At 62.6% G+C, this 26,347-nt stretch carries 24 protein-coding genes; 14 read left to right on the forward strand and 10 right to left on the reverse strand.

What is annotated here, in order from left to right:
* Window positions 1-15: 15 nt before the first annotated feature.
* Window positions 16-1,335 (reverse strand): O-antigen ligase family protein, encoded by a 1,320-nt coding sequence (locus ASD50_RS16165; protein ID WP_056243223.1) that lies wholly within the window; start codon window positions 1,333-1,335, stop codon window positions 16-18.
* Window positions 1,304-2,302 carry a glycosyltransferase family 2 protein gene (locus tag ASD50_RS16170; RefSeq protein ID WP_056243225.1) on the reverse strand — a complete coding sequence of 333 codons (999 nt, stop codon included), beginning with the start codon at window positions 2,300-2,302 and terminating at the stop codon, window positions 1,304-1,306. The genes ASD50_RS16165 and ASD50_RS16170 overlap by 32 nt, the downstream gene beginning before the upstream one ends.
* A gap of 168 nt (window positions 2,303-2,470) precedes the next feature.
* Between ASD50_RS16170 and ASD50_RS16175 the strand changes: the two genes are divergently transcribed.
* From ASD50_RS16175 to ASD50_RS16185, 3 genes are read left to right on the forward strand one after another with little or no spacing between them, the layout of a single operon-like run.
* The gene (locus tag ASD50_RS16175) at window positions 2,471-3,643 is read left to right on the forward strand and encodes a glycosyltransferase (RefSeq protein WP_056243786.1); all 1,173 of its coding nucleotides are present in this window, start codon (window positions 2,471-2,473) and stop codon (window positions 3,641-3,643) included.
* Window positions 3,640-4,434 (forward strand): WecB/TagA/CpsF family glycosyltransferase, encoded by a 795-nt coding sequence (locus ASD50_RS16180; RefSeq protein WP_056243226.1) that lies wholly within the window; start codon window positions 3,640-3,642, stop codon window positions 4,432-4,434. The genes ASD50_RS16175 and ASD50_RS16180 overlap by 4 nt, the downstream gene beginning before the upstream one ends.
* Entirely contained in the window at window positions 4,431-5,357 is a 927-nt protein-coding gene (locus tag ASD50_RS16185) for a DUF6492 family protein (RefSeq protein WP_056243228.1), read from the forward strand. The genes ASD50_RS16180 and ASD50_RS16185 overlap by 4 nt, the downstream gene beginning before the upstream one ends.
* Window position 5,358: 1 nt before the next feature.
* Here ASD50_RS16185 and ASD50_RS16190 read toward each other — a convergent pair whose 3' ends face one another.
* Window positions 5,359-6,654 (reverse strand): lipopolysaccharide biosynthesis protein, encoded by a 1,296-nt coding sequence (locus ASD50_RS16190; RefSeq protein ID WP_056243231.1) that lies wholly within the window; start codon window positions 6,652-6,654, stop codon window positions 5,359-5,361.
* Between the two features lie 187 nt (window positions 6,655-6,841).
* On the opposite strand from ASD50_RS16190, the gene ASD50_RS16195 reads away from it, so the two are divergent.
* The 4 genes from ASD50_RS16195 to ASD50_RS16210 all read left to right on the forward strand — a co-directional run bounded on the left by ASD50_RS16195 (window position 6,842) and on the right by ASD50_RS16210 (window position 12,886).
* Complete coding sequence (locus ASD50_RS16195; protein WP_056243233.1) at window positions 6,842-8,992, forward strand: GumC family protein; 2,151 nt, start codon at window positions 6,842-6,844, stop codon at window positions 8,990-8,992.
* Window positions 8,993-9,109: 117 nt separating this feature from the next.
* Window positions 9,110-10,009: a bifunctional methylenetetrahydrofolate dehydrogenase/methenyltetrahydrofolate cyclohydrolase FolD gene (folD, locus tag ASD50_RS16200; protein ID WP_056243235.1), complete on the forward strand. Its 900-nt coding sequence runs from the start codon at window positions 9,110-9,112 to the stop codon at window positions 10,007-10,009.
* An 18-nt stretch (window positions 10,010-10,027) separates the two neighbouring features.
* Complete coding sequence (locus ASD50_RS16205) at window positions 10,028-11,026, forward strand: GlxA family transcriptional regulator (protein WP_056243238.1); 999 nt, start codon at window positions 10,028-10,030, stop codon at window positions 11,024-11,026.
* Window positions 11,027-11,245: 219 nt separating this feature from the next.
* The gene (locus tag ASD50_RS16210; RefSeq protein WP_056243240.1) at window positions 11,246-12,886 is read left to right on the forward strand and encodes a vWA domain-containing protein; all 1,641 of its coding nucleotides are present in this window, start codon (window positions 11,246-11,248) and stop codon (window positions 12,884-12,886) included.
* 62 nt (window positions 12,887-12,948) lie between these two features.
* Here ASD50_RS16210 and edd read toward each other — a convergent pair whose 3' ends face one another.
* Genes edd through zwf form a run of 3 tightly spaced genes read right to left on the reverse strand, consistent with a single transcriptional unit; the run spans window position 12,949 to window position 16,985 of the window.
* On the reverse strand, window positions 12,949-14,775 hold the full coding sequence (edd, locus tag ASD50_RS16215) for a phosphogluconate dehydratase (RefSeq protein ID WP_056243242.1): 1,827 nt from the start codon (window positions 14,773-14,775) through the stop codon (window positions 12,949-12,951).
* 39 nt (window positions 14,776-14,814) lie between these two features.
* Window positions 14,815-15,534, reverse strand: coding sequence for a 6-phosphogluconolactonase (pgl, locus tag ASD50_RS16220; protein ID WP_056243245.1), 720 nt, complete (start codon window positions 15,532-15,534; stop codon window positions 14,815-14,817).
* Window positions 15,516-16,985 carry a glucose-6-phosphate dehydrogenase gene (zwf, locus tag ASD50_RS16225; RefSeq protein ID WP_056243246.1) on the reverse strand — a complete coding sequence of 490 codons (1,470 nt, stop codon included), beginning with the start codon at window positions 16,983-16,985 and terminating at the stop codon, window positions 15,516-15,518. Before zwf ends, pgl begins: the two co-directional genes overlap by 19 nt.
* 197 nt (window positions 16,986-17,182) lie before the next feature.
* Here zwf and ASD50_RS16230 point away from each other — a divergent pair, with 197 nt between their 5' ends.
* Together ASD50_RS16230 and ASD50_RS16235 are read left to right on the forward strand one after the other, a co-directional pair.
* On the forward strand, window positions 17,183-18,658 hold the full coding sequence (locus ASD50_RS16230; protein ID WP_056243249.1) for an aldehyde dehydrogenase family protein: 1,476 nt from the start codon (window positions 17,183-17,185) through the stop codon (window positions 18,656-18,658).
* 45 nt (window positions 18,659-18,703) lie between these two features.
* A complete protein-coding gene (locus tag ASD50_RS16235) occupies window positions 18,704-19,450 on the forward strand; it encodes an SDR family oxidoreductase (RefSeq protein ID WP_056243252.1) in 747 nt (248 codons plus the stop codon).
* Window positions 19,451-19,477: 27 nt separating this feature from the next.
* Here the strand turns inward: ASD50_RS16235 and ASD50_RS16240 are convergent, their stop codons facing one another.
* The gene (locus tag ASD50_RS16240) at window positions 19,478-20,218 is read right to left on the reverse strand and encodes an SH3 domain-containing protein (protein WP_082549701.1); all 741 of its coding nucleotides are present in this window, start codon (window positions 20,216-20,218) and stop codon (window positions 19,478-19,480) included.
* A gap of 286 nt (window positions 20,219-20,504) precedes the next feature.
* On the opposite strand from ASD50_RS16240, the gene ASD50_RS16245 reads away from it, so the two are divergent.
* The 3 genes from ASD50_RS16245 (at window position 20,505) to ASD50_RS16255 (ending at window position 22,155) form a co-directional block, all read left to right on the forward strand.
* Window positions 20,505-21,335 carry a transporter substrate-binding domain-containing protein gene (locus ASD50_RS16245; RefSeq protein ID WP_413813901.1) on the forward strand — a complete coding sequence of 277 codons (831 nt, stop codon included), beginning with the start codon at window positions 20,505-20,507 and terminating at the stop codon, window positions 21,333-21,335.
* Between the two features lie 56 nt (window positions 21,336-21,391).
* The gene (locus tag ASD50_RS16250) at window positions 21,392-21,613 is read left to right on the forward strand and encodes a DUF6074 family protein (RefSeq protein ID WP_056243257.1); all 222 of its coding nucleotides are present in this window, start codon (window positions 21,392-21,394) and stop codon (window positions 21,611-21,613) included.
* Window positions 21,614-21,699: 86 nt separating this feature from the next.
* Window positions 21,700-22,155 (forward strand): SRPBCC family protein, encoded by a 456-nt coding sequence (locus tag ASD50_RS16255; RefSeq protein WP_056243259.1) that lies wholly within the window; start codon window positions 21,700-21,702, stop codon window positions 22,153-22,155.
* Here ASD50_RS16255 and ASD50_RS16260 read toward each other — a convergent pair whose 3' ends face one another.
* From ASD50_RS16260 to ASD50_RS16270, 3 genes are all read right to left on the reverse strand, one after another.
* Window positions 22,156-23,334: an Mrp/NBP35 family ATP-binding protein gene (locus tag ASD50_RS16260; RefSeq protein WP_056243261.1), complete on the reverse strand. Its 1,179-nt coding sequence runs from the start codon at window positions 23,332-23,334 to the stop codon at window positions 22,156-22,158.
* A 175-nt stretch (window positions 23,335-23,509) separates the two neighbouring features.
* Window positions 23,510-24,514, reverse strand: coding sequence for an inorganic phosphate transporter (locus ASD50_RS16265; RefSeq protein ID WP_056243264.1), 1,005 nt, complete (start codon window positions 24,512-24,514; stop codon window positions 23,510-23,512).
* Window positions 24,515-24,667: 153 nt separating this feature from the next.
* Window positions 24,668-25,309, reverse strand: a complete 642-nt coding sequence (locus tag ASD50_RS16270; protein WP_056243793.1) for a DUF47 domain-containing protein — start codon at window positions 25,307-25,309, stop codon at window positions 24,668-24,670.
* Window positions 25,310-25,617: 308 nt separating this feature from the next.
* On the opposite strand from ASD50_RS16270, the gene ASD50_RS16275 reads away from it, so the two are divergent.
* Window positions 25,618-25,980: a nuclear transport factor 2 family protein gene (locus ASD50_RS16275; RefSeq protein WP_056243266.1), complete on the forward strand. Its 363-nt coding sequence runs from the start codon at window positions 25,618-25,620 to the stop codon at window positions 25,978-25,980.
* 12 nt (window positions 25,981-25,992) lie between these two features.
* Complete coding sequence (locus ASD50_RS16280) at window positions 25,993-26,307, forward strand: hypothetical protein (RefSeq protein WP_056243267.1); 315 nt, start codon at window positions 25,993-25,995, stop codon at window positions 26,305-26,307.
* Window positions 26,308-26,347: the final 40 nt, after the last annotated feature.

Consider the following 26,347-nt stretch of genomic DNA (forward strand, 5'->3'; position numbering starts at 1 on the left):
CCGCGGGAAAGGCCTTCAGTTGGGGCGGATGGTTGCAAGCGGACGCAGCGAAGCCTGCCGCAGGCCGAAAAGGCCGAAAAGGAAGAACAGCCAGACCGGGTCGGCGCGGCGGAAGAAGAAACTTTCGAGAAATGCGTTGAGCGCGGCAAACAGCACCACCATCATGAAAAAGTCGCCGAGATAGATGTTTTCCTTCAAGAGCGGGATGCGCATGTAGTCGCGCAGCGGTGCGACGAGGAAGGTATAGGCAACCACGCACAGCGCCGGAATGCCCATCAGTACGGCGGTGTCGAGATAACCGTTATGGCCGTGCACGATGGAGCGGATATCCCAGGCCCGGTCGAAGGGCTGGTCCTGGTTCAACAGGAGCGGCGTGCCCCAGAAACTCTCATAGCCGTAGCCGGTCCACGGGCGCTTTGCCAGCATCTCGCCGGCAAACTCCCACAAGGTGGTTCGCCCGGTATAGGTCAGGTCCGGGAAATAGTGCGCGGCCAAGGTCTTCATCGGCTCGATGAAGACTATGCCGAGCGTGCCGAGCGCAGTCACAATGATTGCCAGCATGAACAGCACCGGCGTGCCGAGCCTCATGCCGACGATGCCGGGCACCATGACGATGAGGATCGAGAACGGCACCAGCCCGGCGGTTGTCTTGGAGCCGGTGTGCAGCATGAAATTCATGGCGCAGAGGAAGATCAGCGCGCCCCAGATGCGCCTGCCGCGCCGGAACAGATAGAGCCCGGCGAAACTGAAGCAGGCCATGACCGGGCCGGCGATGTTCTTGTGTGCGAACACGCCGCGCCACAGGCCGGCATGTTCCGGCTCCTGCGAAGCGGTGGTGTGCAGCGCTTCGTTCGGAAACACGATCAGGCCGACATAGGAAAGTCCCATCACCACAACGATGGTGACGATGAGGACGGTCGAGAAAGCTTCCGCATCGCGCGGCAACGCAAGAATGGTGGCCACCGTGGTCATCGCAATCAGGGTGAAGAACGCTGTGCGCATGGCCGAGGATGGGTCCGCCGCCATGGCGACGGAAAGCAGGAAGAAGCCCAGCGTCAGCAGCCATGACGGGCTGAGCAGGGATCGCACCACCTTGGGGTCGGCCAGAGTGGACAGGGCAAACAGTGAAATTGCGCCCAGCGCGCTGAATCCGAGCTGGTTGACGATGTCGCCGCCATCGCCGCTGCCTTCCGCGCCGGACGGCTGGAAGGGCCGGAACGACACCAGCAAAAGGGTGAACAGCAGCGCTGCGGCTGCCGTTGCCATGCCGTCGCGCGTGAAAGCGGCGGCAAGCGACGCGCGCTCAGTTTTTCTCAGGCTGCCGGTATTGCTCATTGGCATATCCGAACTCGGCAAAGACGCGACCGAGAGCCACATGGATCGGGTAGACGGCGACAGACGGCGAACCGGTCTTTATCAGGCGCAGCAACCCGCGAAACGGTGAGGCGGCCAGAAGGGCGAGGCTCTTGGCAAATACCCTGGCCGCGGCAAAGGGAGTGCCAGCGCGCTTCTTCTTTTCGACCAGCGTGGAAATCACACCGTTGCGCAGGCTGCGCGCCCTGATCCAGTCGGCTTCGGTGCGGCGTGCCGGCACCGTTTCCATCACCTTGGCCTCGGCGCACCAGCCGAGCCGGAAACCACGCTGGGCGGCCCGGCTGAGGAAATCCGAATCGCCGCCGCCCATGAAATTGAAGCGCAGGTCGAGATAAGGCGGTCCCATGGCCTCCAGCACAGCGCGGCTGACAAGCAGGTTGCCGGATGAATAAAGTGCTGCAACGCGCCCGCTCTCACGATGCGGCGGAGCAAAGACCGGGTGCGAGGCCCATGCGGTGTCGGAAGGCTTGCTGAACAACGGCACCTGCGGTCCACCGACGATATCGGCCGGCAATGTCTCGGCAGCGCGGCACAGGTTTTCCAGCCAGGATGGATCGGCGATCTCGTCGTCGTCGATGACCACAAGGTGACGGAAGTTCGGGAAGTGATCGACCGCCGTTTGCCAGCCGGCATTGTAGGCGCTGCAATTGCCGCGGGCGTGGGCAATGATGACCATGCCTGCCAACTGGGCGTCTTCGAACAGCGGCGCGGCAGCCGCAGCACCTTCGCGAAGCTCGGCTTCGTTCTCCATCACGACAACGGCGAAGCGGCGCGAGGTTTTCTGGTTCTTCAGCGAATCGAGCGTTTCCAGCACCTGCTGCGGACGCTTGAAGGTTGGCAGCGTGACGACCGCTTCTATTTCCCCGGCGTTCAGGCCGGGCGAGCGCGCAACGATTGATATGGCATCTGGTGTGGGCAAGGCATCCATCGCAACGGGTCAAGCAGTTCAGCTTCCCCGATAGCACCCTGACGATAAGGCTTCGTTAATCACCTTTCACTGCGAAGCGACTTGGTAGCCGCGAATCGAGCTACGAGCGGTCCAAGCTTAAGCAAGGTTTCACTCCAGGGTTGATAGGGAGTGGCCTGGATAGGTGAAATGAATCTGCTGTTCGCTACATCGATCGTGCCAGACGGCGCTGCCGCCTCTGGCTACGAGATCGCCAATGCCGCGATCATAGACGCCTTGCGCCGCGCCGGCGCGAGCGTGACGGTGATCGGCTTTACCTGGCCGGGAAAGCCGCCCATCGACCCCGATGCTACAATCGTGCTGGGCAGCGTGGACGTGCGCACGCAGGGCGCTTCCGTCGGACAGAAGCTTGCATGGATGGCGCGCGCTCTCGCATCCGGTTTGACGTTTTCCTCGGCCAAGCTGCGCATCGTCAGCGAACAGGTAGTCCGCGACGCGATCCGCAGGACCGGGCCGTTCGACGCCTATGTGCTGAACTCGGTGCAGTTCGCGGGAGCCTTCGAACGCGTTCTTGCCGACAGGCCGGCGCTTTTCGTGGCGCACAATGTCGAGCAGAATTCGGCGCTGGAAAATGCCGAAGCGGCATCGAGCCCGGTACAGCGTCTGCTCTTCCGGCGCGAGGCGCGATTGCTGAAGGCGCTGGAAGCGCGGCTTTGCGCACGGGCACGCTTTGTCTTTACGCTGGCGGAAGAGGATCGCGCGGCGTTAGGCGTGGCATCCGATGCGCGTTCTGTCGCCCTGCCCCTCATTACCACCGCCAGCGCGCCGGCAAAAACGCCGCGCAATATCGATTGCGATGCAGCCCTCATCGGCACGTGGACCTGGCAGCCCAATCGCATCGGGCTGGAGTGGTTCCTGCGGCACGTCGTGCCCTATCTGCCGGGCGACTTCCGCATACGCATTGCGGGCAATGCGCCGGCTGACCTTTCTTCTTCGCATCCCGGCGTCCAGTTCGTCGGGCGTGTCCCGGATGCACAGGCTTTCGTGCGCAACGCCGCTGTCATTCCGCTGATCAGCACGGCGGGTTCCGGCGTTCAGCTGAAGACGATCGAGACTTTCGAACTCGGCTTGCCGTCGGTGGCGACCAGCCGTTCGCTGCGCGGCATCGCCTACCGGCCGTCCAACTGCGTCGTGACCGACGAGCCCAAGGCCTTTGCCGCTGCGCTCGTTGAGGCGGCTTCCAGGCCGGGCGCGGATGTCGATGGCTCCGCGTTCCATGCCCGCCAGATGAAAGCGCTGGATGCTGCTGTCGCCAAGGGCCTCAAGGCGCTCGGCCTCAGCCGGCAGGAGGCGTTTGCATGAACGTCCATGCCGCACGCGCAGCCTTCGGTCGCAATGCCTGGAAATCAATTCTGGGCATTCCGGTGGTCAGCATCGACTGGGACCAGGCGATCTCGCTGCTCACCCATATGATCGATGACCGGCGCTTCACCAAGGTCACTTTCCTCAACGCGCACAACGCCAATCTCGCCTATGCCGATCCGGCCTTTGCCGAAGCGCTGGACGACTTTCTTATCCTGCCGGACGGCATTGGCGTCGATATCGCCGCCAAGGTGCTTTACGGCTCCCCCTTCCCGGCCAATCTTAACGGCACCGATTTCGTGCCGGCTTTCCTGCAGGCGTCTATACGGCCGCTGACGGTGGGCCTGCTCGGAACGACGCGGGCCAATGCCGACGCGGCCTCCCGCAAGTTTCGGGCTCTTGCGCCCCAGCACAGGTTCGAGGTCATCCACGACGGCTATTTCTCGGCTTCGGAAGAAGCCGGCATCGTTGAACGCATCGGTCGCCTGAGGCCGGACATCCTGTTGGTGGCGATGGGCGTGCCGCGTCAGGAATTGTGGATCGCCCGAAATATCGATGCCAGCCACTGCACCTTGCCGATCGCCGTCGGCGCCCTGCTGGACTTCATGAGCGGCACCGTGCCGCGGGCGCCGCTCTGGGTGCGCAAGCTCAGGCTGGAGTGGGTGTTCCGCTTGCTGATCGAGCCGGGTCGCATGTGGCGGCGCTACATTCTTGGTAACCCGGTCTTCCTGTGGCGCGTCGCCCGCCAGAAGATATTGCGCAGGCCGGAGCCTGCCGGGGAGCCGCGGTGAACAGTCGCTTCGAGCCGCAGGCCGCTGTTGCTGGCGCGCAAGCGGCTATGGGGACTTCCGCGGCAATCGTTACGGCCAGCTACGCACCGGACTTCGACCGCTGCCGATTGCTATGCGAAACGCTGGATCGTTACGTCTCCGGAACAAAACATCATTACCTGCTGGTCGAGCACAGCGACATACAGCTTTTCCGGCGGTTGGAAGGTCCGCATCGTACGGTCGTCGACGAAAAGGACATCCTGCCGCGCTGGCTGCATGTTTTCAGCGACCCGCTGAGCTTATTTAGCCGGCGTATCTGGTTGAGCCTGAAGGCTCCTCCACTGCGGGGCTGGCATGTCCAGCAGCTTCGCCGCATCGCCATTGCGGCGCATATTTCCGAGGATGTGCTCGTTTATTGCGATTCAGACGTCGCGTTTCTGAAGCCCTTCGATCTGGGCGCTTTCCAGCGTGACGGCAAAGTCCGGCTGTTTCGCCGCGACAACGCATTTTCGAGCGGCGCGCCCGACAAGCATGGTCTCTGGTCGTGCAATGCCGGCAGCCTGCTTGGCATCGCCCAGCCCGCCGTTTCGCCTCATGACTATATTTCGACCCTGATCGCCTGGCGTCGCGCTTCGGTGACGGACATGTGCGCGCACATTGAAAAGCTGCATGGCCGCCATTGGGTTGAAGCCTTGGCAGCCGACCGCCGCTTTTCCGAGTGCCTCGTCTACGGCCGTTTTGTCGATGAGGTTATCGGCGGGAAGGATCATTTCCATGGCGCGGAAGAGTTCTGCCGCGTCCACTGGACAGGCGAGGCTCTGTCAGACGAAGCGTTCCGAAGCTTTGTTGCCGCGATGACGCCCGAGCAGGTTGCCATCGGCATGCAGTCCTTCATCGGCACCGATCTTGGCCGCATCCGTCGCCTGCTCGGCCAGATCGACTAGTTCAGATGGCCTTTGCCGGGCGGCGCATCGCGCAATAGGTAAGCAAGGCCGACACCAGATAAAGCAGCAGGAAGGCGCCGTTCAGCGACAGGACAAGCTGCGGCGTCTGGTCGAACTCCTTCAGCACGGCTACGAGCAGGAGCGCCTTTAGCCCTGCGAGCAACGCCAGATTGACGGCGCGCACCAAGGTCTGCCCACGGGCAAACAGAAGCTCGGCCTGATATTCGACCAGATTGCGCAGGCCCGGCACGCACAGCGCCAGCAGGACGAGAGGCGCGGCTTCGCTGACATTGCGGCCAAGCGCGTTGGGGAAGAAATGCAGCAGCAGGCCAAGCGCCAGCAGGCCAAGCGTGGAAACGGCGAAGATGCCGCCCTCGATGCCCAGGCGCACTGAAAGCCGCGCCAGCAGTTGCGGCGTGCGCATCATGCGCTGCACCAGCATCATGGAGAAGGTGCGGATCGGAATGGCGGTCAGGTCGACCAGCCGCATGATGATGGCATAGAGGCCAGCAAGGTGCGGTCCGCCGATTGCCAGAACCAGAAGCTTGTCGAATTCCATCTGCAGGTAGAACAGCACTTCCGCGCCGGCAACGTAGATCGAATCGGCGAGCCGCCGCCAGTAGAGCTCAGTGCGCAGTCTCAGCCGCTGTCTCGGGTAGAAAATGCCGAATGCAACCGCGAGCGATACCGCGTTGGCTCCAATATAGAACCATGCCCAGGCTTCGAGTGTATGCGTGGAAGAGAACATGAAGGCGAGCGCACCAAGTGCTCGCAATGCCGCGGTGAGGATCGCGAGCGCCGCCGCCTTGCCGAACCGGCCAAGGCCGTTGTTGACGATCATGGCCACTTCGACGGGGCGCCACAGAAGCGATTCCGCAAACACGATTGCAACGAAGGCGGCGAGCGCAACGGTGCCGGAAAAGAAGACGAGATAGACACCATAGGACGCGGCGGCCAATAGCGGCAGCGACAAAATCGCGAGCAGCAGGAAGCCGGCCGTGAACGTGCCGATCAGGTTGGGGCGGATGGTGGCGGTGCGGTAAAGCGCGGAAATGAAGCCGAAGGCCAGTATCCTCGACAGCATGACGCCGGCTGCCGAAGCGGTGGCGAACATGCCGAATTCGGCGATGGAAAGCGTGTTGGCAAGTGCGATGAAATACACCAGCGAAAATACCAGCCGCCCGCCTGCACCGCTGATGGCCGACAGGTAGTCGCGCACGAGCCCTTTGCGCTCGGCAACAAAGCTGCCGAGCCGGGCAAGTCTTCCCTGCTGCGTGATGTCGCCGGCCTGTGTCATCGAGCCAAGCCTAGCGACGAAAGCTTAATGCGCCCTTCAGCCATCGGGACAGGCGAAGGTTGCATTGCGGCGTCTCGAAATCGTAGGACAAATCGCCGTTAAATTAACCTTTTGTTTTCCACGCCTGTTTAGCTTGGCTTAACGAATGGCCGCCCTTGCGGCCGGTCTGCAATGGTAATGCCCGGACATGAATGACAGGCTCGACAGGGACGACTGGAGGCATGAGCGCTCCTTGCGCGAACTCGGCCGGGCCATGCGCGGCGAGGACGAGGTTCCGCCACCGTCGGGCTCGCTGCTGTCATTGGCGCAGTCGGCAACGCCTGACTGGCGCGACAGCGCCGTCGAACGGCATCAGATCGCACGCACGCGGCGCGAAGCCATCGCTGAGCGCGATACAACTCACGCCGCTTCCACGCCTGTTCTCGACGAACCGGCCCCCGATGCCATGGCGTTGCCGGATGTACCGGACGCTGGCCCGGAGCCTGTTGAACCATCGTCGCCTGAGTCGGGCTGGCTCCCGCATTGGGCGCAACTCAGGCGTGCGCAGCCTGCAATTGGCGATGTCGAAGGGGAAACGCCTTCACCGCCACCGGCTCCGCCAGTTGCAACTGCTGTTTCCGAGCCGGTCAAGCCAGCTGCCCCCGAAGCTTACGAACAAACCGCCCCATCCAGCGCGGCCGCACAGGATACGGGCGATCGCTGGAAACCGTTGATCGACCCGATGAAGATCATCGGCGGTGTCACTGGTTCGAAAGCGCTGATCCTTGCCATGACTTTGCTTGGCGCTGTCGTCGGCGTTTCGATCGCGCTTTCCACGCCGAAGAAGTACGAGGCGCTCACCGAGCTGATCGTCGATCCGCGTGATCTCAAGCTCACCGACAGCGACTTGACGCAGACCATGATCGCCTCCGATGCCACCTTGGCCATCGTCGAGAACCAGATGCGGGTGCTGACGTCCGGCGTCGTCCTCAACAAGGTGGTGGACACGCTCAACCTGACCAGTGATCCTGAATTCAACGGACAGGGCGGAAGGCCGGGGCTACTGACGATGGTTCGTTCGCTGTTGTCGCGGGAAGATGGGCCAGCTGGGGCCGACGACGTGCGCCGGCGTGCGCTCGCCGTCAGCAACCTTGCCGAAAACATCCACGTCGAACGCGGCGGCAAGACCTTCGTCATCACCGTCAGCGCCATGACCCAGAACGCCGACAAATCGGCCCTGATCGCCAATACAATGGCCGATGTGTTCTTGCAGACCTACGGCCAGATCCAGTCGGAAACGGCTGGCCGGGCGACCAATGAACTCACAGCGCGGCTGACTGAACTTCGCAAGGGCGTCGAGGATGCCGAACGCAAGGTCGAGGAATTCAGGGCGGCCCACGATCTGGTCGATGCGCAAGGCCGCCTCATTTCCGATGACGAGCTGCTTAAGCTCAATGAACAGCTCACCGTCGCCCGGGCGCGCACGCTGGAGCTGAGCGCACGGGCCGCTTCCACCAAAACCGTCGATGTCGATGCCGTGCTTGGCGGCGCGCTGCCGGAAGAAATGAATTCCAACACGATGGCAGATCTGCGCTCGCAATATTCGACGCTGAAGCAGGAAGCCGACCGTGCGGCCGTGCGGCTTGGCCCGCGCCATCCTGAACGCATCGCGCTGGACGCCCAGCTTGCCGGCGCGCGCGACCGCATCGCCGCGGAGCTTCGCCGCATCGCTTCATCGCTGCAGGTTGACTTGCGCCGCGCAGTCCAGCTTGAGCAGGAACTGTCGGCAAGGCTCGCCCAGCTCAAGGTGCGCAGCGGCGATGTCAGCAACGATCTTGTCAGCCTAAGGGAATTCGAGCGTGAAGCTGCTGCCAAGCGCTCGGTCTATGAGGCATTCCTGTTGCGTGCCAAGGAAACCAGCGAGCGCAAGGACATCAACACCGCCAATGTCAGCGTGATCTCGAAGGCGTTTCCGCCGCTCGAGCCGAATGGCCCCTCGCGAGCCATCGTCGCGCTCGCTGGCCTGCTCTTGGGTTTTGCCTCGGGCGTGGGACTGGGTGCCATGCGGGGCGCATACGAAAGCTTGCGCGAAACGGCTGCCGATCGTGCGCGCCAGAACCGGCAAGGCCAACGCCGTGAAGCTCTTCTGGATAACCCGAACCGGAGGCCGGCACCGGAGTCTGCTCCGGCTGCTGGATCCGAGGCCGGGAACCTGTCTGCTGTGGACCGCGGGCCGCTGGTTGATGAGGCGGCAGAGGAAGAAGAACCCTCCGTGGAGGAAATCCGCGCCAGCTTGCGCGAGGTCCGCGATGCGCTGCGCGAGTTGGCAGAGAGCCGCGCCCGCAACCGGCAGATCTGACGCCTGAAATCAAACACTCCAGTTTAAAGTTTACGGCATGCGACGCCGCATTGGCGGGATTGCGGTGCCGAATTATCGTGAATATGCGCAGGCATATTTCGCATTGACGAGGATGACATGGCCGAGGTGATCGACGGGAAAAAGGTGGCGGCGGAGGTCACCGCGAAGGTCAAGGCGTTGACCGCCGAGCTTGCCGGCAAGGGCAAGGGGCAACCCGGCCTTGCCGTCGTCATCGTCGGCGAAGATCCGGCCAGCCAGGTTTACGTGGCATCGAAATCGCGCACGGCGAAGGAGTGCGGTTTCCTTTCGCTGCAGCATACGCTGCCGGCCGACACCAGCGAGCAGGCACTGCTCAAGCTGATCGGCAACCTCAACTCCGACCCGGCGATCCACGGCATTCTGGTCCAGCTTCCGCTGCCTGCCCACATCGATGCCGGCAAGGTCATACAGGCCATCGCGCCGGCAAAGGATGTCGACGGCTTCCACTTCATCAATGTCGGCAAGCTCGGTACCGGCGAAACCGAAACGGCTTTCGTTCCGTGCACGCCGGCCGGCTCCATGCTCCTGATCGAGCGCATGCACGGAAAGGATTTGTCGGGCCTGAGCGCCGTCGTTCTCGGCCGCTCCAATATCGTCGGCAAGCCGATGGCCAATCTCCTGCTCGCCGCGAACGCAACCGTCACCATCGCCCACAGCCGCACCCGCGATCTCCCGGCGCTGGCGCGCACCGCCGACATTCTGGTTGCCGCCGTGGGACGCCCTGAAATGGTCCGAGGCGACTGGGTGAAGCCCGGCGCGACCGTTATCGACGTCGGCATCAACCGCATCCCCGCTCCGGAAAAGGGCGAGGGCAAATCCCGGCTCGTCGGCGATGTCGCCTATGAGGAAGCCGCCGCCATCGCCGGAGCCATCACGCCGGTGCCCGGCGGGGTGGGTCCGATGACCATTGCCATGTTGATGGCAAATACGGTCATTTCCGCATATCTTGCCGCAGGTCTCGAACGCCCCTCCTTCTGATCCCGGAAAGAACAAGCCTTGCCGACGCCAGCAGTCCCCGTTGTCAGCGCGTCCACGAACGATCCGGTGGAAGGCGGTCGGCAATTCGCTTTCCTGCTGGTCGACAAGTTTTCGATGTTCTCGCTCGCCGCCGCCATCGACACCATGCGTTCGGCCAATCGCCTGATCGGGCGCGATTTCTATGGCTGGAAAACGGTGTCGGCGGACGGTGAGGCGGTCATCGCTTCGAACGGCCTGTCGATCAAGATCGACTACAGCGTGGCCGACCTGCCGCCGGTAGACGTCATCTTCGCATGCGTTGGCCTGACGACGGAGTTTCCCGGCAAGAGCAAGGTTCTGGCGGCGCTGCGCAACTGGGGCCGCCGCGGCAACGCGCTGGGCGCGCTGTCGGTCGGGTCCTACCTCCTGGCCGAGGCTGGCCAACTCGATGGCTACCGCTGCACCATCCATTGGGAAAACCGCGCCGGCTTCCTCGAGCGCTTTCCCGAAATCAACTGTACAGGCAACGTCTTCGAGATCGATCGCAAGCGCTATACCTGCGCTGGCGGCACCACCTCCATCGACCTGATGCTGGAGATCGTTCGCTCGGACTTTGGCCCGAACCTCGCCAACAGCGTCGCTAACCAGTTCCAGCACGAGCGCATCCGCTCCGCTGGTGACCGCCAGCGAGTCGGCCCTGAACGCGACCTCACCGGCAAGTCGGAAAAGCTCAGGCGCATTGTCGAACTGATGGCCGATCACCTCGACGAACCCTTATCGGCGGTCCAGCTTGCCAAATCGGCAGGGCTGTCGGTGCGCCAGGTCGAACGCCTGTTCCTGCGCCACCTCACCGTGACGCCCGGCCGCTATTACATGCGGCTGAGGTTGGAGCGTGCGCGCGAACTTTTGCGCCAGACCAACATGCCGATCCTCGACGTCGCCATCGCAACCGGCTTCACTTCGCATTCCTATTTTGCGCAGAGCTACCGGCTCCAGTTCGGTCGCCCGCCTTCGGAAGAGCGCCGCACCACTTACTAGTGCATGTCTCCCGAAAGTGGGTACCGGTTTCGGGATAAAGACATGCATAAAATCAAGAATCCAAAGCGTGTTAAGCGAAACTGAAAGATCGCGACACGCTTTGGAAGCTGCAACCGCATGCTTGCCAGCCCGGACCGGCTTCGCTAGCTTGCCGCCCTCGACTGCGGCATTTCCAGAAAATAAATCACACCGGAATCGGTAACGACCACGAGGTAAGTGATGGCGGCGCTGACACGCATTCTGTTCGGTATTTTCATGATGGTTGCGACATGCACGGCGGCGAGCGCAGCCGACCGGGTGATCGTCATCCTCGATGCCTCCGGCTCGATGTGGGGCCAGATTGACGGCAAGCCGAAACTTGAAATCGCGCGCCAGTCGCTGAAGACGGTGCTGCAATCCGTCCCCGGTGATGAAGAGATCGGTTTCATGGCCTATGGCCATCGCCAGAAGGGCAGTTGCGACGATATCGAGCTGATCGTGCCGCCGCAGGCTGGCACGGCCGGCGCCATTTCCACCGCCGCCGACAATTTGAAATTCCTCGGCAAGACGCCGCTCAGCGCCGCGGTACGGCAGGCGGCCGAAGCGCTCAAATACACCGAGGACAAGGCCAAGGTTATCCTCATCACCGATGGCCTTGAAACCTGCAACGCCGATCCCTGTCAGCTAGGCAAGGAGTTGGAAGCCGCGGGCGTCGACTTTACCGCCGACGTGGTCGGGTTCGGATTGACTGCCGAGGAAGGCCGGCAGGTCGCCTGCCTGGCCGAGAACACCGGCGGAAAGTACATTCAGGCCTCCGATGAAAATGCCCTCAAGGACGCATTGGCCGAAACGGTCGCGCCGGCGCCTGCGCCGGAACCGGCCCCCGCGCCTGCGAAGGTGGAATACAACCTCATTCCCAGGACCGTTTTGACCGAAGGCGGCGAAGCCCCCAAGATCGACGTCTATTACGAGGTGTTCAAGGTCGACGCCGCCGGCGGCAAGGGCGAGCGCGTCGACGGCAGCTACAACGACTACAAGATCAGCCTTGAGCCCGGCGACTATGTCGTCACGTCGCTGAGCGGCTACGCCAAGGCCGAGCAGAAGGTCACGGTTAGCGCCGACAAGGTTTCAGAGCCGGTGTTCAACCTCAATGCAGGTACCCTGATCCTGCGCGCCCGGCCCGCACCTGACGCCGAGATCGATGGCAATGCGCAGATCATCATCGATTATCCGGGCGAAGGTGAATCGTCGGCCAACTACGGCCAGGTCAAGACGGTCGTTCCTGCCGGCGACACCAGGATCACCATCAAGCTGGGTGCCGGGGAAACTAGCGAAACGCTTCAGGTCGCCGCCGGCCAGACCATCGACAGGGACTTCATCGTCGGTGTCGGCAAGGCGCAGGCCGACGCCTTCTACACCGACGGCGGCGAGAAGGTGGATTCGGGCGATCTGTCGTGGCGCATATTCAAGGCGGCGAAAAAGCTCGACGGCAGCCGCGAGCAGGTAACTTACGGCTATGGCCCCGGCAGCAAGTTCGATCTGCCGGCGGGTGACTATGTCGCCGCCGTGGATATGCAGGCCGCCACCGCCGAGCAGCCATTCAGCATTGCCGTTGGCGAGTTCAAGAACATCAACGTAACCCTGAACGCCGGCGTTCTCGCCATCGATGCGCCGGGCGCCGACGGCTATCGGATCTTCGAGGCGAAGAAGGATCTCCAGGGCGAGCGCAAGCAGGTGACTTACGGCTATGGCGAGAAATTCCAGACGACGATGGTTGCCGGCGACTATGTCGTCGTAACCGATTTCAAGGCTGACAAGGCGGACAGCGAAACGCCGTTCACCGTCAAGGCCGGCGAACGGACCGAACTCACTATCCAGTAGGCTTCGGCCATTGACGTGCAAAAGGGCGGCCTTGAGCCGCCCTTTTGTTGGGTGAAAAACGGCTATGCCGCCGCGCTGAAGGCAGTTGCACCTTGGTCAGGGTGGCTGACGAGATGCCTGAAGCCGGCAAACAATTCGCGCCCGAAGCCGAACTCGTTGCCGCTCAGGTCGGCTTCGGCTGAGGGCCGCAGCACCAGTTCGGCCGCCGACACGAGAACGTCGAGGGTGCCCGCCTCGGCATCGAGGCGCACGATGTCGCCTTCGTTGATCTTGCCGATAATGCCGCCTTCCAGTGCTTCCGGCGTCACGTGGATCGCCGCGGGCACCTTGCCGGATGCGCCCGACATGCGCCCGTCGGTGACGATGGCAACGCGCTGGCCGCGATCCTGCAGCACGCCGAGAACGGTCGTCAGCTTGTGCAGTTCCGGCATGCCGTTGGCCCTCGGACCCTGGAAGCGGATGACGGCGATGAAATCGCCTGTCAGCTGCCCGGCCTTGAAGGCATCGTTCAGCCCTTGCTGGCTGTCGAACACGCGCGCAGGCGCTTCTATGATACGCCGGTCGGACTTCACCGCCGAGGTCTTGATGATGGCATGGCCAAGATTGCCGGAAAGCACCTTGAGGCCGCCGCTCGGCTGGAACGCCTTGGCGACCGGCGCCAGAACCTTCTCGTCGCCGCTTTGGGCGGGTGCGTCCTCGCGCAGCACGGAACCGTCCGGGCCGAGCTTGACCTCAACCGAATACGCGCCGAGCCCTTCGCCCCACACCGTCTGGACATCGTCATGCAGAAGTCCGGCATCGAGCAGTTCGCGGATCAGGAAGCCCATGCCTCCAGCCGCCTGGAAATGGTTCACATCGGCGAGGCCGTTCGGATAGACCCGCGCCAACAGCGGCACGGCTTCCGACAGGTCGGAAATATCCTGCCAGGTCAGCTTGATGCCGGCGGCCGCCGCCATCGCGACCAGATGGATGGTGTGGTTGGTGGAACCGCCTGTGGCATGCAGGCCGACCACGCCGTTGACGATAGCGCGCTCGTCGATCATGCGGCCAACCGGCGTATAGGCGTTGCCGAGTTGGGTGATGGCAAGCGCCCGCCTCGCCGCTTCCTTGGTCAGCGCCTCGCGCAACGGCGTACCCGGATTGACGAAGGAGGCTCCGGGCGTGTGCAGCCCCATGATCTCCATCAGCATCTGGTTGGAGTTGGCGGTGCCATAGAAGGTGCAGGTGCCCGGTCCATGATAGGATTTCGATTCCGCCGCCAGAAGTTCATCGCGGCCGCATTTGCCTTCGGCATAGAGCTGGCGGACCTTGGCCTTCTCGTCATTGGGCAGGCCGGTGGTCATTGGTCCCGCCGGCACGAACACCGCCGGCAAGTGGCCGAAGGTCAGCGCCGCGACTACAAGGCCCGGCACGATCTTGTCGCAGACTCCGAGAAAGACGGCAGCGTCGAACATGTTGTGCGAGAGCCCGACCGCTGCCGCCATGGCGATGACGTCGCGCGAAAACAGCGACAGCTCCATGCCGGGCTGGCCCTGGGTCACGCCATCGCACATTGCCGGAACGCCGCCGGCCACCTGGGCGATGCCGCCCGCCTCGGCCGCTGCGGCCTTGATCAGTTGCGGATAGGTCTCGAACGGCTGGTGTGCCGACAACATATCGTTATAGGCGGTGATGATGCCGAGGTTCGGCACCTTGTCGCCGCTGAGCGCGATCTTCTCGGAAGGGCTGCACACGGCAAAGCCATGCGCGAGGTTGCCGCAACCGAGCACGGCGCGATTGGCGGTGCGGCTGGCCGCGTCCGTTATGCGCCCAAGATAGGTTTCACGGCTGCCACGCGAGCGTTCGCGAATGCGGTCGGTGATGGCTTCGATATCTGATCTGGCTGTCATCTCGTTTGTCCTTTCGACCGTCGGCCGAATCCTGCGCTTTTATGGCGCCCAGAACACCTCGACCGGCCTTCGCGCCATGCCGATCACTGCGCCGATGGGCTTTTCGCCTTCTTGTGCCGCCGCCTCGAACGCCGAGCGTTTGTCTGCGCCTTCGATGTGCAGGGCGATGAAGCGAGCTTCGACGATGCGCGCGGCGGCAAGCGTCAGCCGCGGCTCACCCGCGCTCGGCGCATGCACCGGCAACACGATCCGTTTCGATTCCGGGTCGAGGAGTGTTTCCAGGTCCGAAGCGTCGGGAAAGAACGAGGCCGTATGGCCGTCCATGCCCATGCCGAGGACGGCGACGTCGAGCGGCCAGGGCAGGGAACGAAGTTCCACATCGTCGGATTGAGCCGCATGATCGATGTCGGCGTCATCCCGATAGAGCGGCACGAAACGAGCCGGCGCGGCTTCGTTCTGCAATAGGTTGGCCATCACCAGTCCGGCATTGGAACGGGGCGAGGAGGCAGGCACGAAGCGCTCGTCGATCAGCGTGACGACGACCTTGTCCCAATCAATCTTCTGCTTCGACAATACAGCGAAGAACAGCGCGGGCGTGGTTCCGCCGGATACCGCGAGAAAAGCTGCGCCGCGTTGCGCAATTGCTTCGTCCAGATGCGAGGAAGTCGTCTTCGCCAGGGCCTGCGCCAACGCCGCGCGCTCGGCGAACCCGTTCCACACATAGCTGGCCGGCTTCAGCATCAGGCACTCTCGTGCCAGGTGCGCCCGTCACGCTCGATGAGCGCGATGGAGGCCGATGGCCCCCAGGTGCCGGCGGTATAGCCTTGCGCCTCGTGGCGCGCGCTCTCCCAGGCGTGCTGGATCGGATCGATCCATGCCCACGCGGCCTCGACTTCGTCGCGGCGCATGAACAGCGTCTGGTTGCCACGGATCACGTCCATGACCAGCCGCTCATAGGCGTCCGGTGCGCGCCCGTCGAAGGATGCGGCAAAACTCATGTCGAGCGAAATTTGCCGCAGGCGCATGCCGCCGGGGCCTGGGTCCTTGATCATGATGTACTGCTTGACGCCTTCGCCGGGTTGCAGGCGGATGACGAGCTGGTTGGCGAAGATCGGCCCGGCATTCTCGCCGAAGATCGAATGCGGGATCGGCTTGAACTCGATCACGATTTCGGAAACGCGCGACGCCAGCCGCTTGCCGGTGCGCAGGTAGAACGGCACGCCGGCCCAGCGCCAGTTGGCGATCTCGGCCTTGATGGCGACGAAGGTTTCGGTGTCGCTCTCCTTGCCCAGTTCCTCGACATAGCCCTTGACCGGGCCGCCGGCGGACGCGCCGGCGCGATATTGGCCGCGCACCGTCTGTTTCGGCGCATCGTTGCCGTTGATGCGTTTCAGCGCCCTCAGAACCTTGAGTTTTTCGTCGCGCACCGCATCGGCGTCCATCGATGCTGGCGCTTCCATGGCGACGAGACACAGAAGCTGCAATATGTGGTTCTGCACCATGTCACGCAGCGCGCCGGCCTTGTCGTAATAGGTGACGCGGTCTTCCAGACCGACCGTCTCGGCAACGGTTATCTGGACATGGTCGATATGGGCGGAATTCCACAGCGGCTCGTAAAGCGCATTGGCAAAGCGCAGCGCCATCAGGTTCTGCACCGTCTCCTTGCCGAGATAGTGGTCGATGCGGAAGATCTGGCCCTCGTGGAAGTCCTTGCCGATGAGGTCGTTCAGGGCATGGGCCGAATCGAGATCGCGCCCGATCGGCTTCTCAACGACGATCCGCGACTTGGGCGTGATCATCTTGTGTTCTTTGAGCTTGTGCGAGATTTCGCCGAACAGTGCCGGCGCCACCGCCAGATAGAAGGCGCGGATGCGCTCGCTGTCGCCAAGCTCCTTCTTGAGATTGTCGAATCCCTCGCCGCTCAGGGCATCGGCGGCGATGTAGGAAATCCGCCCGAGGAACTTGTCCAGTTCCTTCGTGTCGAGATCCTCCTTGGCGACATGCTCCTGGATCGCTTTCTTGGCGAAGGCGCGGAACTCCGCGTCGCTCATCTTCGAACGCGACGTGCCGATGATGCGGGTCGGCTCGGAAAACTGGTGGTCGCGCTGGCGATAGTACAGCGCCGGCAGAAGCTTGCGCTCCGCCAGGTCGCCGGTGCCACCAAAAATGATGAAGTCGAAAGGGTCGACAGGTATGATCTGGCTTGTCATGGTTTGTCCGTGTTGCCACAGCTCATCGTGCCGCCGTGGATATAATCTAATCGATTTAATTTGACCAGTGCCATGGTGTCACATCTGCGGCATCGTTACTGGTCCAAGCGGGTGGCGTGGTAGCAGGCGATAGTTCAGGGCGTGCCGCGTCGCGATCATAAGCTGGCCGGCAAAAGCGAGCCAAGGGAGAATCGGAGATGGGAACGCATCTTTCGACAACCGTCGCACAAGGCCGTGCTTTCCTTCAGATCATCGACGGCAAGCCGGTCGATTCCGTTTCGGGTGAGCGCATAGATGTGGTGTGCCCGTCCGAGGGCAAGGTCTTTGCATCGATCCCGGCCTCGGCCACAGCAGATGTCGACCGCGCTGTAGAAGCCGCGCGCCGGGCTTTCGACAGTGGGCCGTGGGCGAAGACGCCGGCGGTCGAGCGCGGCCGGCTTTTGACCCGGCTGTGCCATTTGGTCGAGGCAAACGGCAGCGAGCTTGCCGCACTTGAGGCACGCGATACCGGCAAGCCGCTCAGGCAAGGCCGCGCCGATGTCGCGGCCACGATGCGCTATTATGAGTTCTACGGCGGAGCCGGCGACAAGATCCACGGCGACACCATTCCCTTCCTCGACGGCTATACGGCGCTTACGCTGCGCGAGCCGCATGGCGTCGTGGCGGGCATCATCCCGTGGAACTACCCGCTGCAGATCCTTGCCCGTGTCGCGGGGGCTGCGCTGGCCATGGGCAACACGCTGGTGGTGAAGCCGGCCGAGGACGCATCGCTCACCGCGATACGCATCGCGGAGCTGGCGCTGGAGGCCGGGTTTCCTGCCGGCGTGTTCAACGTCATCACCGGTTATGGCCGTGAGGCGGGTGCCGCCCTTTCGGCGCATCCAGGCGTCGACTACGTCACCTTCACCGGCTCTCCCGCCACCGGTACGGCTATCCAGCAGGCGGCGGCAGGCAACAATCGCGGCGTCACCATGGAGCTTGGCGGCAAGTCGCCGCAGATCGTCTTTGCCGATGCCGATATCGACAAGGCGATGCCGGTGCTGGTCAACGCCATCATCCAGAATGGCGGCCAGACCTGCTCGGCAGGCAGCCGCGTGCTGATCGAGCGGACCGTTTACGAGGACGTCGCGGCAGGGCTTGCCGAACGCTTCTCGAAGCTTGTCGCCGGGCCGCATGACGCCGACCTTGATCTCGGTGCGCTGATCAATGCAAGGCAGCGCCAGCGCGTTGCGGCTATGGTCGCGGATGCGGAAAAAGCGGGCGTCCGCGTTCTGGCGCGGGGTTCGGTCCACAAGGATGCGCCCGCCGATGGCTACTACTTCGCGCCGGCCTTGTTCGGCTCGGTGAACCCCGATGCGGTCATCGCCCGCGAGGAAGTGTTCGGGCCGGTGCTGACCCTGTTTCCCTTTGACGATGAAGAAGACGCCGTCCGCCTTGCCAACTCCACCGACTATGGCCTCGTCGCCGGTGTCTGGACGAAGGACGGCGCGCGGCAGCATCGTGTTGCCAAGCGGGTTCGCTCGGGGCAGGTTTTTGTCAACGGATATGGCGCCGGCGGTGGCATCGAACTGCCGTTCGGCGGCTTCAAGCGGTCCGGCCACGGGCGCGAGAAGGGTTTCGAGGCGCTCTATGATATGTCCGCGACCAAGACCATCGTGTTCAATCACGGCTAGGCTCGCGTTCCCGCCGATAAGTGCATTGCAGATTGGAAAGACGAAATGAGACTCAAGGACAAGGTTGCGATCGTCACCGGCGCGGCATCCGGTTTCGGCGAAGGCATGGCCAGGCGTTTTGCCGAGGAAGGCGCTAAGGTGGCGGTGGCCGATTTAAACGCCAAGGGGGCTGAGCGCGTGGCCACGGAGATTGGCGAGTCGGCAATCGCCGTTACCACCGATGTGTCGCAGCGCGCCGAGGTCGAGGAACTGGTCTATGCGGCCAAGAGCGCCTTCGGCCGCGTCGACATCATGATCAACAATGCCGGCTACACCCACCGGAATGGCGACATGCTTGCCGTGGATGAAGCGACCTTCGACCTCATCACCGCCGTCAACATGAAGGCAATCTATCACGCGGCCGTAGCGGTCGTGCCGACGATGCAGAGGCAGGGTGGCGGCGTCATCCTCACCACCGCCTCGACGGCTGGCCTGAGGCCACGCCCGGGCCTGACCTGGTACAACGCCTCCAAGGGCTGGGCGATCACGGCGACGAAGTCGATGGCGGTGGAGCTTGCACCGCACAACATCCGGGTGAACTGCCTGTGCCCGGTCGCGGGAGAGACCGGCATGCTCGAAAAGTTCATGGGTGCCGATACGCCGGAAATCCGCGAGAAATTCCGCGCCTCCATTCCGCTTGGACGCCTGTCCACCCCGCTCGACATCGCCAATGCAGCACTCTGGCTGGCATCCGACGAGGCAGCCTTCATCACCGGAGTTGCGCTGGAAGTGGATGGTGGCCGCTGCATCTGAGCGCGGCCGAAAGGCGGGAGCGAGCGTTCAGTCCTGTTGCACGAAGCTCTTGTAGACGAAGCCGCGCTTGCCCTTGTAGACGATCTCGCACCATTTTTCGCACGAAATCACTTCGATCGCGGTCTTGGCGGGAACGGTGCCGATGGCCGAAGCGCCGCTTTTCGGACCGGATCGCATGGTGACCGCCCTAAGCGTAAGGCCGGAAATCTGGCCGCCTGCCTCGCCTGGTTTCTCTGGCTTGGCCGCTTCGCTTGGGAACGTCGGCCGCGGTGTTGGAATGGCCGCAACCAGCGGCATTTCCTGTGGCGGAGATTCCTGCCCTGCTTCGATCGGCGGGGCGGTGTCCTGATCGCCTTCAACTGCAGGGGCCGCGATCGCAGCCGCTGCTTGCGGGTCCAGCTCAGGAACCTCGGTTTTCGTTATCGGCGCTTCGGGCTGTTCGGCAACGGAGGCCGTTTCGAGAGGCTGCTCGGGCTGCGTAGCGGGTTGGGCGGCCGCTGCCTCTGTTGTTGGAACTTCGGTGGCCGGGGTCGCAATGGCCGGCTGGGGGTCGACCTTGGCTTCGGCGAAGGCCTGACGCTCTCCTGCAGGCATGGCCAGCCACAGCGCCACTGCCGCTACCGCCAGAAGGGCCGCCGTTCCGACCGCAGCAATCACGAGATGCGCATGCGCCTTGACCTCGTGCCACCACGAACGCCGCGCATTGTACCCATACTGCATTGAAAAGCGATGCCGTCCCGGCTTGCCGAAACTGAATAGCCCCTTCACCTAGACATCTCCAAAAGAGCCGGCGTTCTTTCACTCGAGGATCAGTTAGACGCCCGATCCTTCCAGCGCCGGTCTCGCACTCCCGTCGGACAGTGTGGCAGATTTCACCGCCTTGGGCTATCCGCAGCCGCACATAGTAAGGCAAATTGTGGCATCACTACGTTAATCGGACAACAACGCGACTTAAGTCTATGACGGCGCAAAAGCTTGTCGCGGCGCGCTTTTCATATCAAAACCACCTTGGTTTGCGGCAGACGGAGTGCGATTCGTGACGTTTCGGGGACTTCTGGCCATCGTCCTTGCCTTGGCCGTTCTTGTGTTGCCGGCCTGGGCGGCGCAAGCTCAAACGCCGCAAGTGCCTGTGCTTTGGGATGCCAAGGAACGGCTGCCGAAACCGGATCTGTCGGCCCTGCCGCGCCTCAGGTTCCTGACCACGACCGACTTTCCGCCCTTCAATTTTCTCGACGGCAGCGGCCGCCTGTCCGGATTTCACATCGATTTGGCGCGCGCGATCTGCGCCGAACTCGGCATGGCCGACAAATGCCAGATAGAGGCGCTGCCCTGGGCCGAGCTTGAGGGCGCGCTTGCGAGAGGCGAGGGCGAAGCGGTCATAGCCGGCGTTGCCGCGACCGCTGAAACGCGTGAAAAATATGTGTTCTCGCGCCCCTATCTCCAGTTTCCAGCCCGCTTCATCGTGCCGAAGGCCAAGCCTTTGACTGAGCCGATCTATGACAAGATCCAGGGCAAGCCCGTCGGCGTGCTGGCTGGTTCCGCGCACGAGCACATGCTTCAGGCCTATTTCGGCACGGTGAAAGTCGTGCCCTTCGCCAAACCGGAAGAACTCTATGCCGGTCTCAAGGCTGGCAAGGTCGATGCTGCCTTCGGTGACGGCATGCGGCTTTCTTTCTGGCTGGCTGGCGAAGATGCCGCAAACTGCTGCCGTTTTGGCGGCGGTCCCTATATCGCGCCGGAATATCTCGGCACGGGCCTGTCGATTGCCGCCAAGGTCGACCAGCCGGTGCTTGCAGCGGCGTTCGACTATGCCTTGCAGGAAATCTCGGAGAAGGGCGTCTTTGCCGAGCTTTACCTGCGCTACTTCCCCGTCAGTTTCTACTGAGACACAGGCTCGTACGGTTTACCCTTCATAAACCATGGTCATCTGACTGTGCGTTCATGAGCAATGTGATTCTTTTCCCCCTGCATTCCCGTTCCTGTCTCGTCCAGTCCATCGCAGACGCCTTGCGGACGGTTCATGGTCCGGCAGCCAACTCCTTCTGGCGCGAGCGCATAGCCGGCATCGTCGCCGATCTGCGGTCGAGCGGCTTGCCGGATGCCGCGATCCGGGAGCAAATTCTCGGATTGCAGGACGCCGTTCAGGGTCAACTGGCCGGATAGGTCGGCGCTTCGCCTCTTCTTTCTGGCAATAGACACCGCAATCATCGCGCGTTACCGTTCCGGTCAGGTTGCATCGGGAGGCTCGCATGGCGCTGGTGATCGAAGGCGAAGAACGTATTTCCGCTCCGCTGGAAAAGGTTTGGGCGGCGCTCAACGATCCGGCGGTGCTGAAGGAAAGCATTCCCGGCTGCCAGTCGCTTGAAAAGAAGTCGGATACCGACCTTGCCGCAACCGTCGTCCTGAAGATCGGGCCGATCAAGGCGACTTTCAACGGCGAGGTGACCTTGAAGAACCTCAACCCGCCGTACTCCTACACCATTCAGGGCGAGGGCAAGGGCGGCATTGCCGGCTTTGCCAAGGGCGGCGCCGACGTCAAGCTGACCGCCGACGGACCGGGCACGACAATCCTCAAATACGAAGCCAAGGCCGATGTCGGCGGCAAGATCGCCCAGTTGGGCAGCCGCCTGATCACCTCGACCTCGAAAAAACTGGCCGGCGAGTTTTTCTCGACCTTCAACGAGAAGGTGAGCAACGGCGCCTGATCATTCGAACACGATCGCCGGGGTCGATGCTTCGGCGGCGCCCTTTTCTTCCTGCAGCCGTTCCCACACCTTGGCGGCGATGGCGCGGTAGATCTTCGCCTCTGGCCCATCCGGCTTGACGGCGACGACCGGGCGGCCGTTGTCCGAGCTTTCGCGGATGCCCATCTCCAGCGGCACTTCCCCAAGGAATGTCACCCCGAGGCGTTCGGCTTCGCGCTTTGCGCCGCCATGACCGAAGATATCGTACCGCTTGCCGGTGTCCGGCGCGATGAAATAGCTCATGTTCTCGACGATGCCGAGCAGCGGTACATCGACCTTCCTGAACATGTTGAGGCCCTTGCGGGCGTCGATCAGGGCAAGGTCCTGCGGCGTCGAAACGATGATCGCGCCGGCCAGCGGCACCTGCTGGGCCATGGTGAGCTGCGCGTCGCCGGTGCCGGGCGGCATGTCGACCACCAGCACGTCGAGCGGTCCCCACTCGACCTCGCGCAGCATCTGCGTCAGTGCCGAAATGACCATCGGCCCGCGCCAGATCATCGGCGTTTCCTCGTCGACGAGAAAGCCCATCGACATCGCCTTCAGGCCATAATTCTGCAACGGCTTCAGGATTTTGCCGTCGGCGCTTTCGGGCTTGCCATGGATGCCGAGAAGACGCGGCACGGAAGGGCCGTAGATGTCGGCATCGAGGATGCCGACCTTCAGTCCATTGGCGGCAAGGCCAAGGGCGATGTTGGCGGCGGTGGTCGACTTGCCGACACCGCCCTTGCCGGAGGCCACGGCGATAATTGCTTCAATGCCGGGCACGCCGCGCTTGCCGGAAGCGCGCGAGGCAGGAGCCGGGTGTGGCGCATGCGGAGCGGCGGCTGCTGGCCGCTGCACGGGCGGACGCGGCGGTACCGGAGCCTCCATGCCTCCGCCCCTCTTTTCGGCGGTCAGTGTCACCACTGCTCCGGTCACGCCGGGGATTGACTTGACGACACGATCCGCAGCCGCCCTGAGCGGCTCCATCTCCTGCGCCCGCGCTGCCGGCACGGTTATGGAGAAAAACACCTTGCCGTCTGCGATGAAGATATCGGACAGCATCCCGAGGTCGACGATATTGCCGGAAAAATCTGGCCCGCTTACCGTCTTCAAGCGTTCGATGACGGTTTCTTTTGTGACGTTTTCCGCGGCGGGCATGGCTCGTTCCTCAAATGGCTTGGCTGAGGCTGAGATAGTGCAAATCCGCCGCTGTTCCAAGCCGGCGGGACGTTAGAGCATTTCCGGCAAAAGTGTGAAGCGGTTTTGCGTCCGAAAATGCGCTGGAACAAAGAGATAGCGCAGATTTGTCGGCCGCGGCGATGCCGGGATCGAGCTAGCCAAGCAGTTCCGTCAGGTAAAAGGTCGCAGCGGCGATTGCCGCCGTGGCGGGAAGCGTGATCACCCAGGCCCAGACGATGCTGCTGGCCACGCCCCAGCGCACGGCGGAGACGCGGSGAGCCGCTCCCACGCCGATGATCGCGCCGGTGATGGTGTGTGTGGTGGAGACGGGAATGCCGAGCCAGGTGGCAGCAAACAGCGTAATCGCGCCGCCGGTTTCCGCGCAGAAGCCCTGCATCGGGTTCAGCCTCGTGATCTTGGAACCCATCGTGTGCACGATGCGCCAGCCGCCGAACAGCGTGCCCAGCGCCAGCGCCGACTGGCAGGTCAGGACGACCCACAGGGGCACGTAGAAGGTGTCGCCCAGCATGCCTTGCGAATAGAGCAGCACGGCGATGATGCCCATCGTCTTTTGCGCATCGTTGCCACCGTGGCCAAGCGAATAGAGCGAAGCGGAAATGAACTGCAGGAAGCGGAAGCTGCTGTCGACGGCAAACGGCGTCTGCCGCACGAACAGCCACGACACGATCAGGATGAGGAAAAGCGCCAGCAGGAAGCCTACCGTCGGTGAAAGCACGATGGCGAAAGTGGTCTTGAGCAGTCCCGACCACACGATGGCGCCGCCGCCTGCCTTGGCCACGCCTGCGCCGACAAGGCCGCCGATCAGCGCGTGCGAGCTGCTCGACGGAATGCCGGCAAGCCAGGTGACGACGTTCCAGACGATTGCGCCCGTCAGCGCGGCGAATATCACCGCCGGCGTCACCGTGTCGGCGTCGATGATGCCTTTGCCCAATGTTTCCGCGACATGCAGTCCGAAGAAAAGGAAAGCGATGAAATTGAAGAAAGCCGCCCACAACACCGCATATTGCGGCCGCAGCACCCGCGTCGAGACAATGGTCGCGATCGAGTTGGCGGCGTCGTGCAGCCCGTTTAGGAAGTCGAAGAACAGCGCGACCGCGATGAGGCCGAACAGCAGGGGAAAGGCGAGGGTGGCATCCATCGGAATTAAAAGGGTGTGTGGGTGTTCAAATCAGGGTGAGGTGAAAACGGTGGCGTTCGAGAAACGAAGCGCAATGTATGTGCAGATACATGAGCATCGGAAGCGCACAATGCCGCCGTTTGCAGGCCACCATGATCTGAACAGACGCGCATCCTAGACGTTCTCGACGACAATGCCGCTGATCTCGTTGGCGACGTCCTCGAAGCGGTCGACCACCTTCTCGAGCTGGCTATAGATTTCCTTGCCGACGATGAACGACATGGCGTCGCTACCGGAGTGGCGATGAAAAAGATCCTTCAGCCCCAGCTCGTGCACGTCGTCCGAGTGATCCTCCAGCTGCTTGATTTCACGGGCAATCGCGGTCAGGCGCGGTACGTTTTGCCCCACCTTGCCCAGCAGCGGGATTGCCTCCGCGACAAGCCGGGCGGCGGCGGCGATCATCGTTCCCATCTCCTGCATCAAGGGGTCGAATTCCGTCCTCTCGAACAGGCGCACGGTCTTGACCGTCTTGTGCATCATGTCGATGGCGTCATCCATCGACTGGATCAGGTCCTGGATGTCGCTGCGGTCGAAAGGCGTGATGAAGGAACGGCGAACCGCAAGCAGCACTTCGGCGGTGATGGCGTCGGCTTCGTTTTCCAGGCGCACGATTTCACCTGCCCATCGCTCGACATCCTTGCCGGCGAGCAGTTTTTCGAGCGCTTCCGCTCCGCCGACAACGGTTCGTGAATGGCGCTCGAACAGATCGAAGAACTTGTCCTCGCGCGGAAGAAGCTTCCTGAACCAGCCAAGCATGTTCGACCTTTCGTCACTTGCGAACTGCTTCCCCATAACGCCGCATTGACCAGGGGGAAACAGATAGCCGGCTGAAATATGTGGATGCGCACCGTATTCTTGCGGCATCCGGAGCCCGCTTTCTCCAGCCGCTGCCCCGCAGGCTCGCGCGAAAGACATTTGTTTTCGCTAAAATACCAGCCTGCCTTCGGCATGGCTTTCTGCTATGATCGGCGCGGGCGGGTTGCGGCTGCAACACCACCGCAGGGCGAGTAATCGGAGCTTTCAACCGCAAGGCCCCCGACACGGGCGGTAACAGGAGGAAAATCATGCTTCAGACCAAGGACGCCGTGAACAGCACCAGCATCAAGAAGGCCATCGAAGGACGCGATGGAGCCATGCTCTCCGGCTTCTACGCCGACGATGCCGTGGTGCGGGTGATCGACCGCAACAATCCGCCGAGCAAGCCGCGCGAAATACGCGGCAAGGCCTCCATCAGCACGTTCTGGGACGATATTTGCGGCCGCGCCATGAGCCACAAGATCGAGTCCTCCGTAACCGAGGGAGATCGGCTCGCCTTCACCGAGAATTGTGCCTACCCCGACGGCACCAAGGTCTATTGCGCAACGGTAGTCGAACTGAAGAACGGCCGTATTGCGCGTCAGACCGTCGTACAGGCTTGGGACGAGTGAAGGGGGCACATCATGTTCAGCGCGAGATGGCAAATCGACGCCAAGTTCGGACACAAGCAGACGGTGCTAGACCTGATGCGCAAATGGGAGCGCGACATCGGCTCGCAGGTCGGCATTGAGGATCTGAACTTCAGGATCATGACCGGTTCGATCGGTGCGCGCGAAGCGACGATCGAAACCCATCATGAGGTGGAAAACCTGGCAAAGCTGGAAGAGTTCTTCGCCAAGATCGGCAAGATCGACGCCCATGCCAAATGGGGCAAGGAAATGGAGCCCTATGTCGTCTCGGGCACCAGTCTGTGGAACATATTCAGGATCGTGGAGTAGCGATCCGCACAAATTCGCCGCCGGTGCGTTCCAGCGCCGG

This window comes from Mesorhizobium sp. Root552, from assembly GCF_001427285.1.
Classification (GTDB): Bacteria; Pseudomonadota; Alphaproteobacteria; order Rhizobiales; family Rhizobiaceae; genus Mesorhizobium.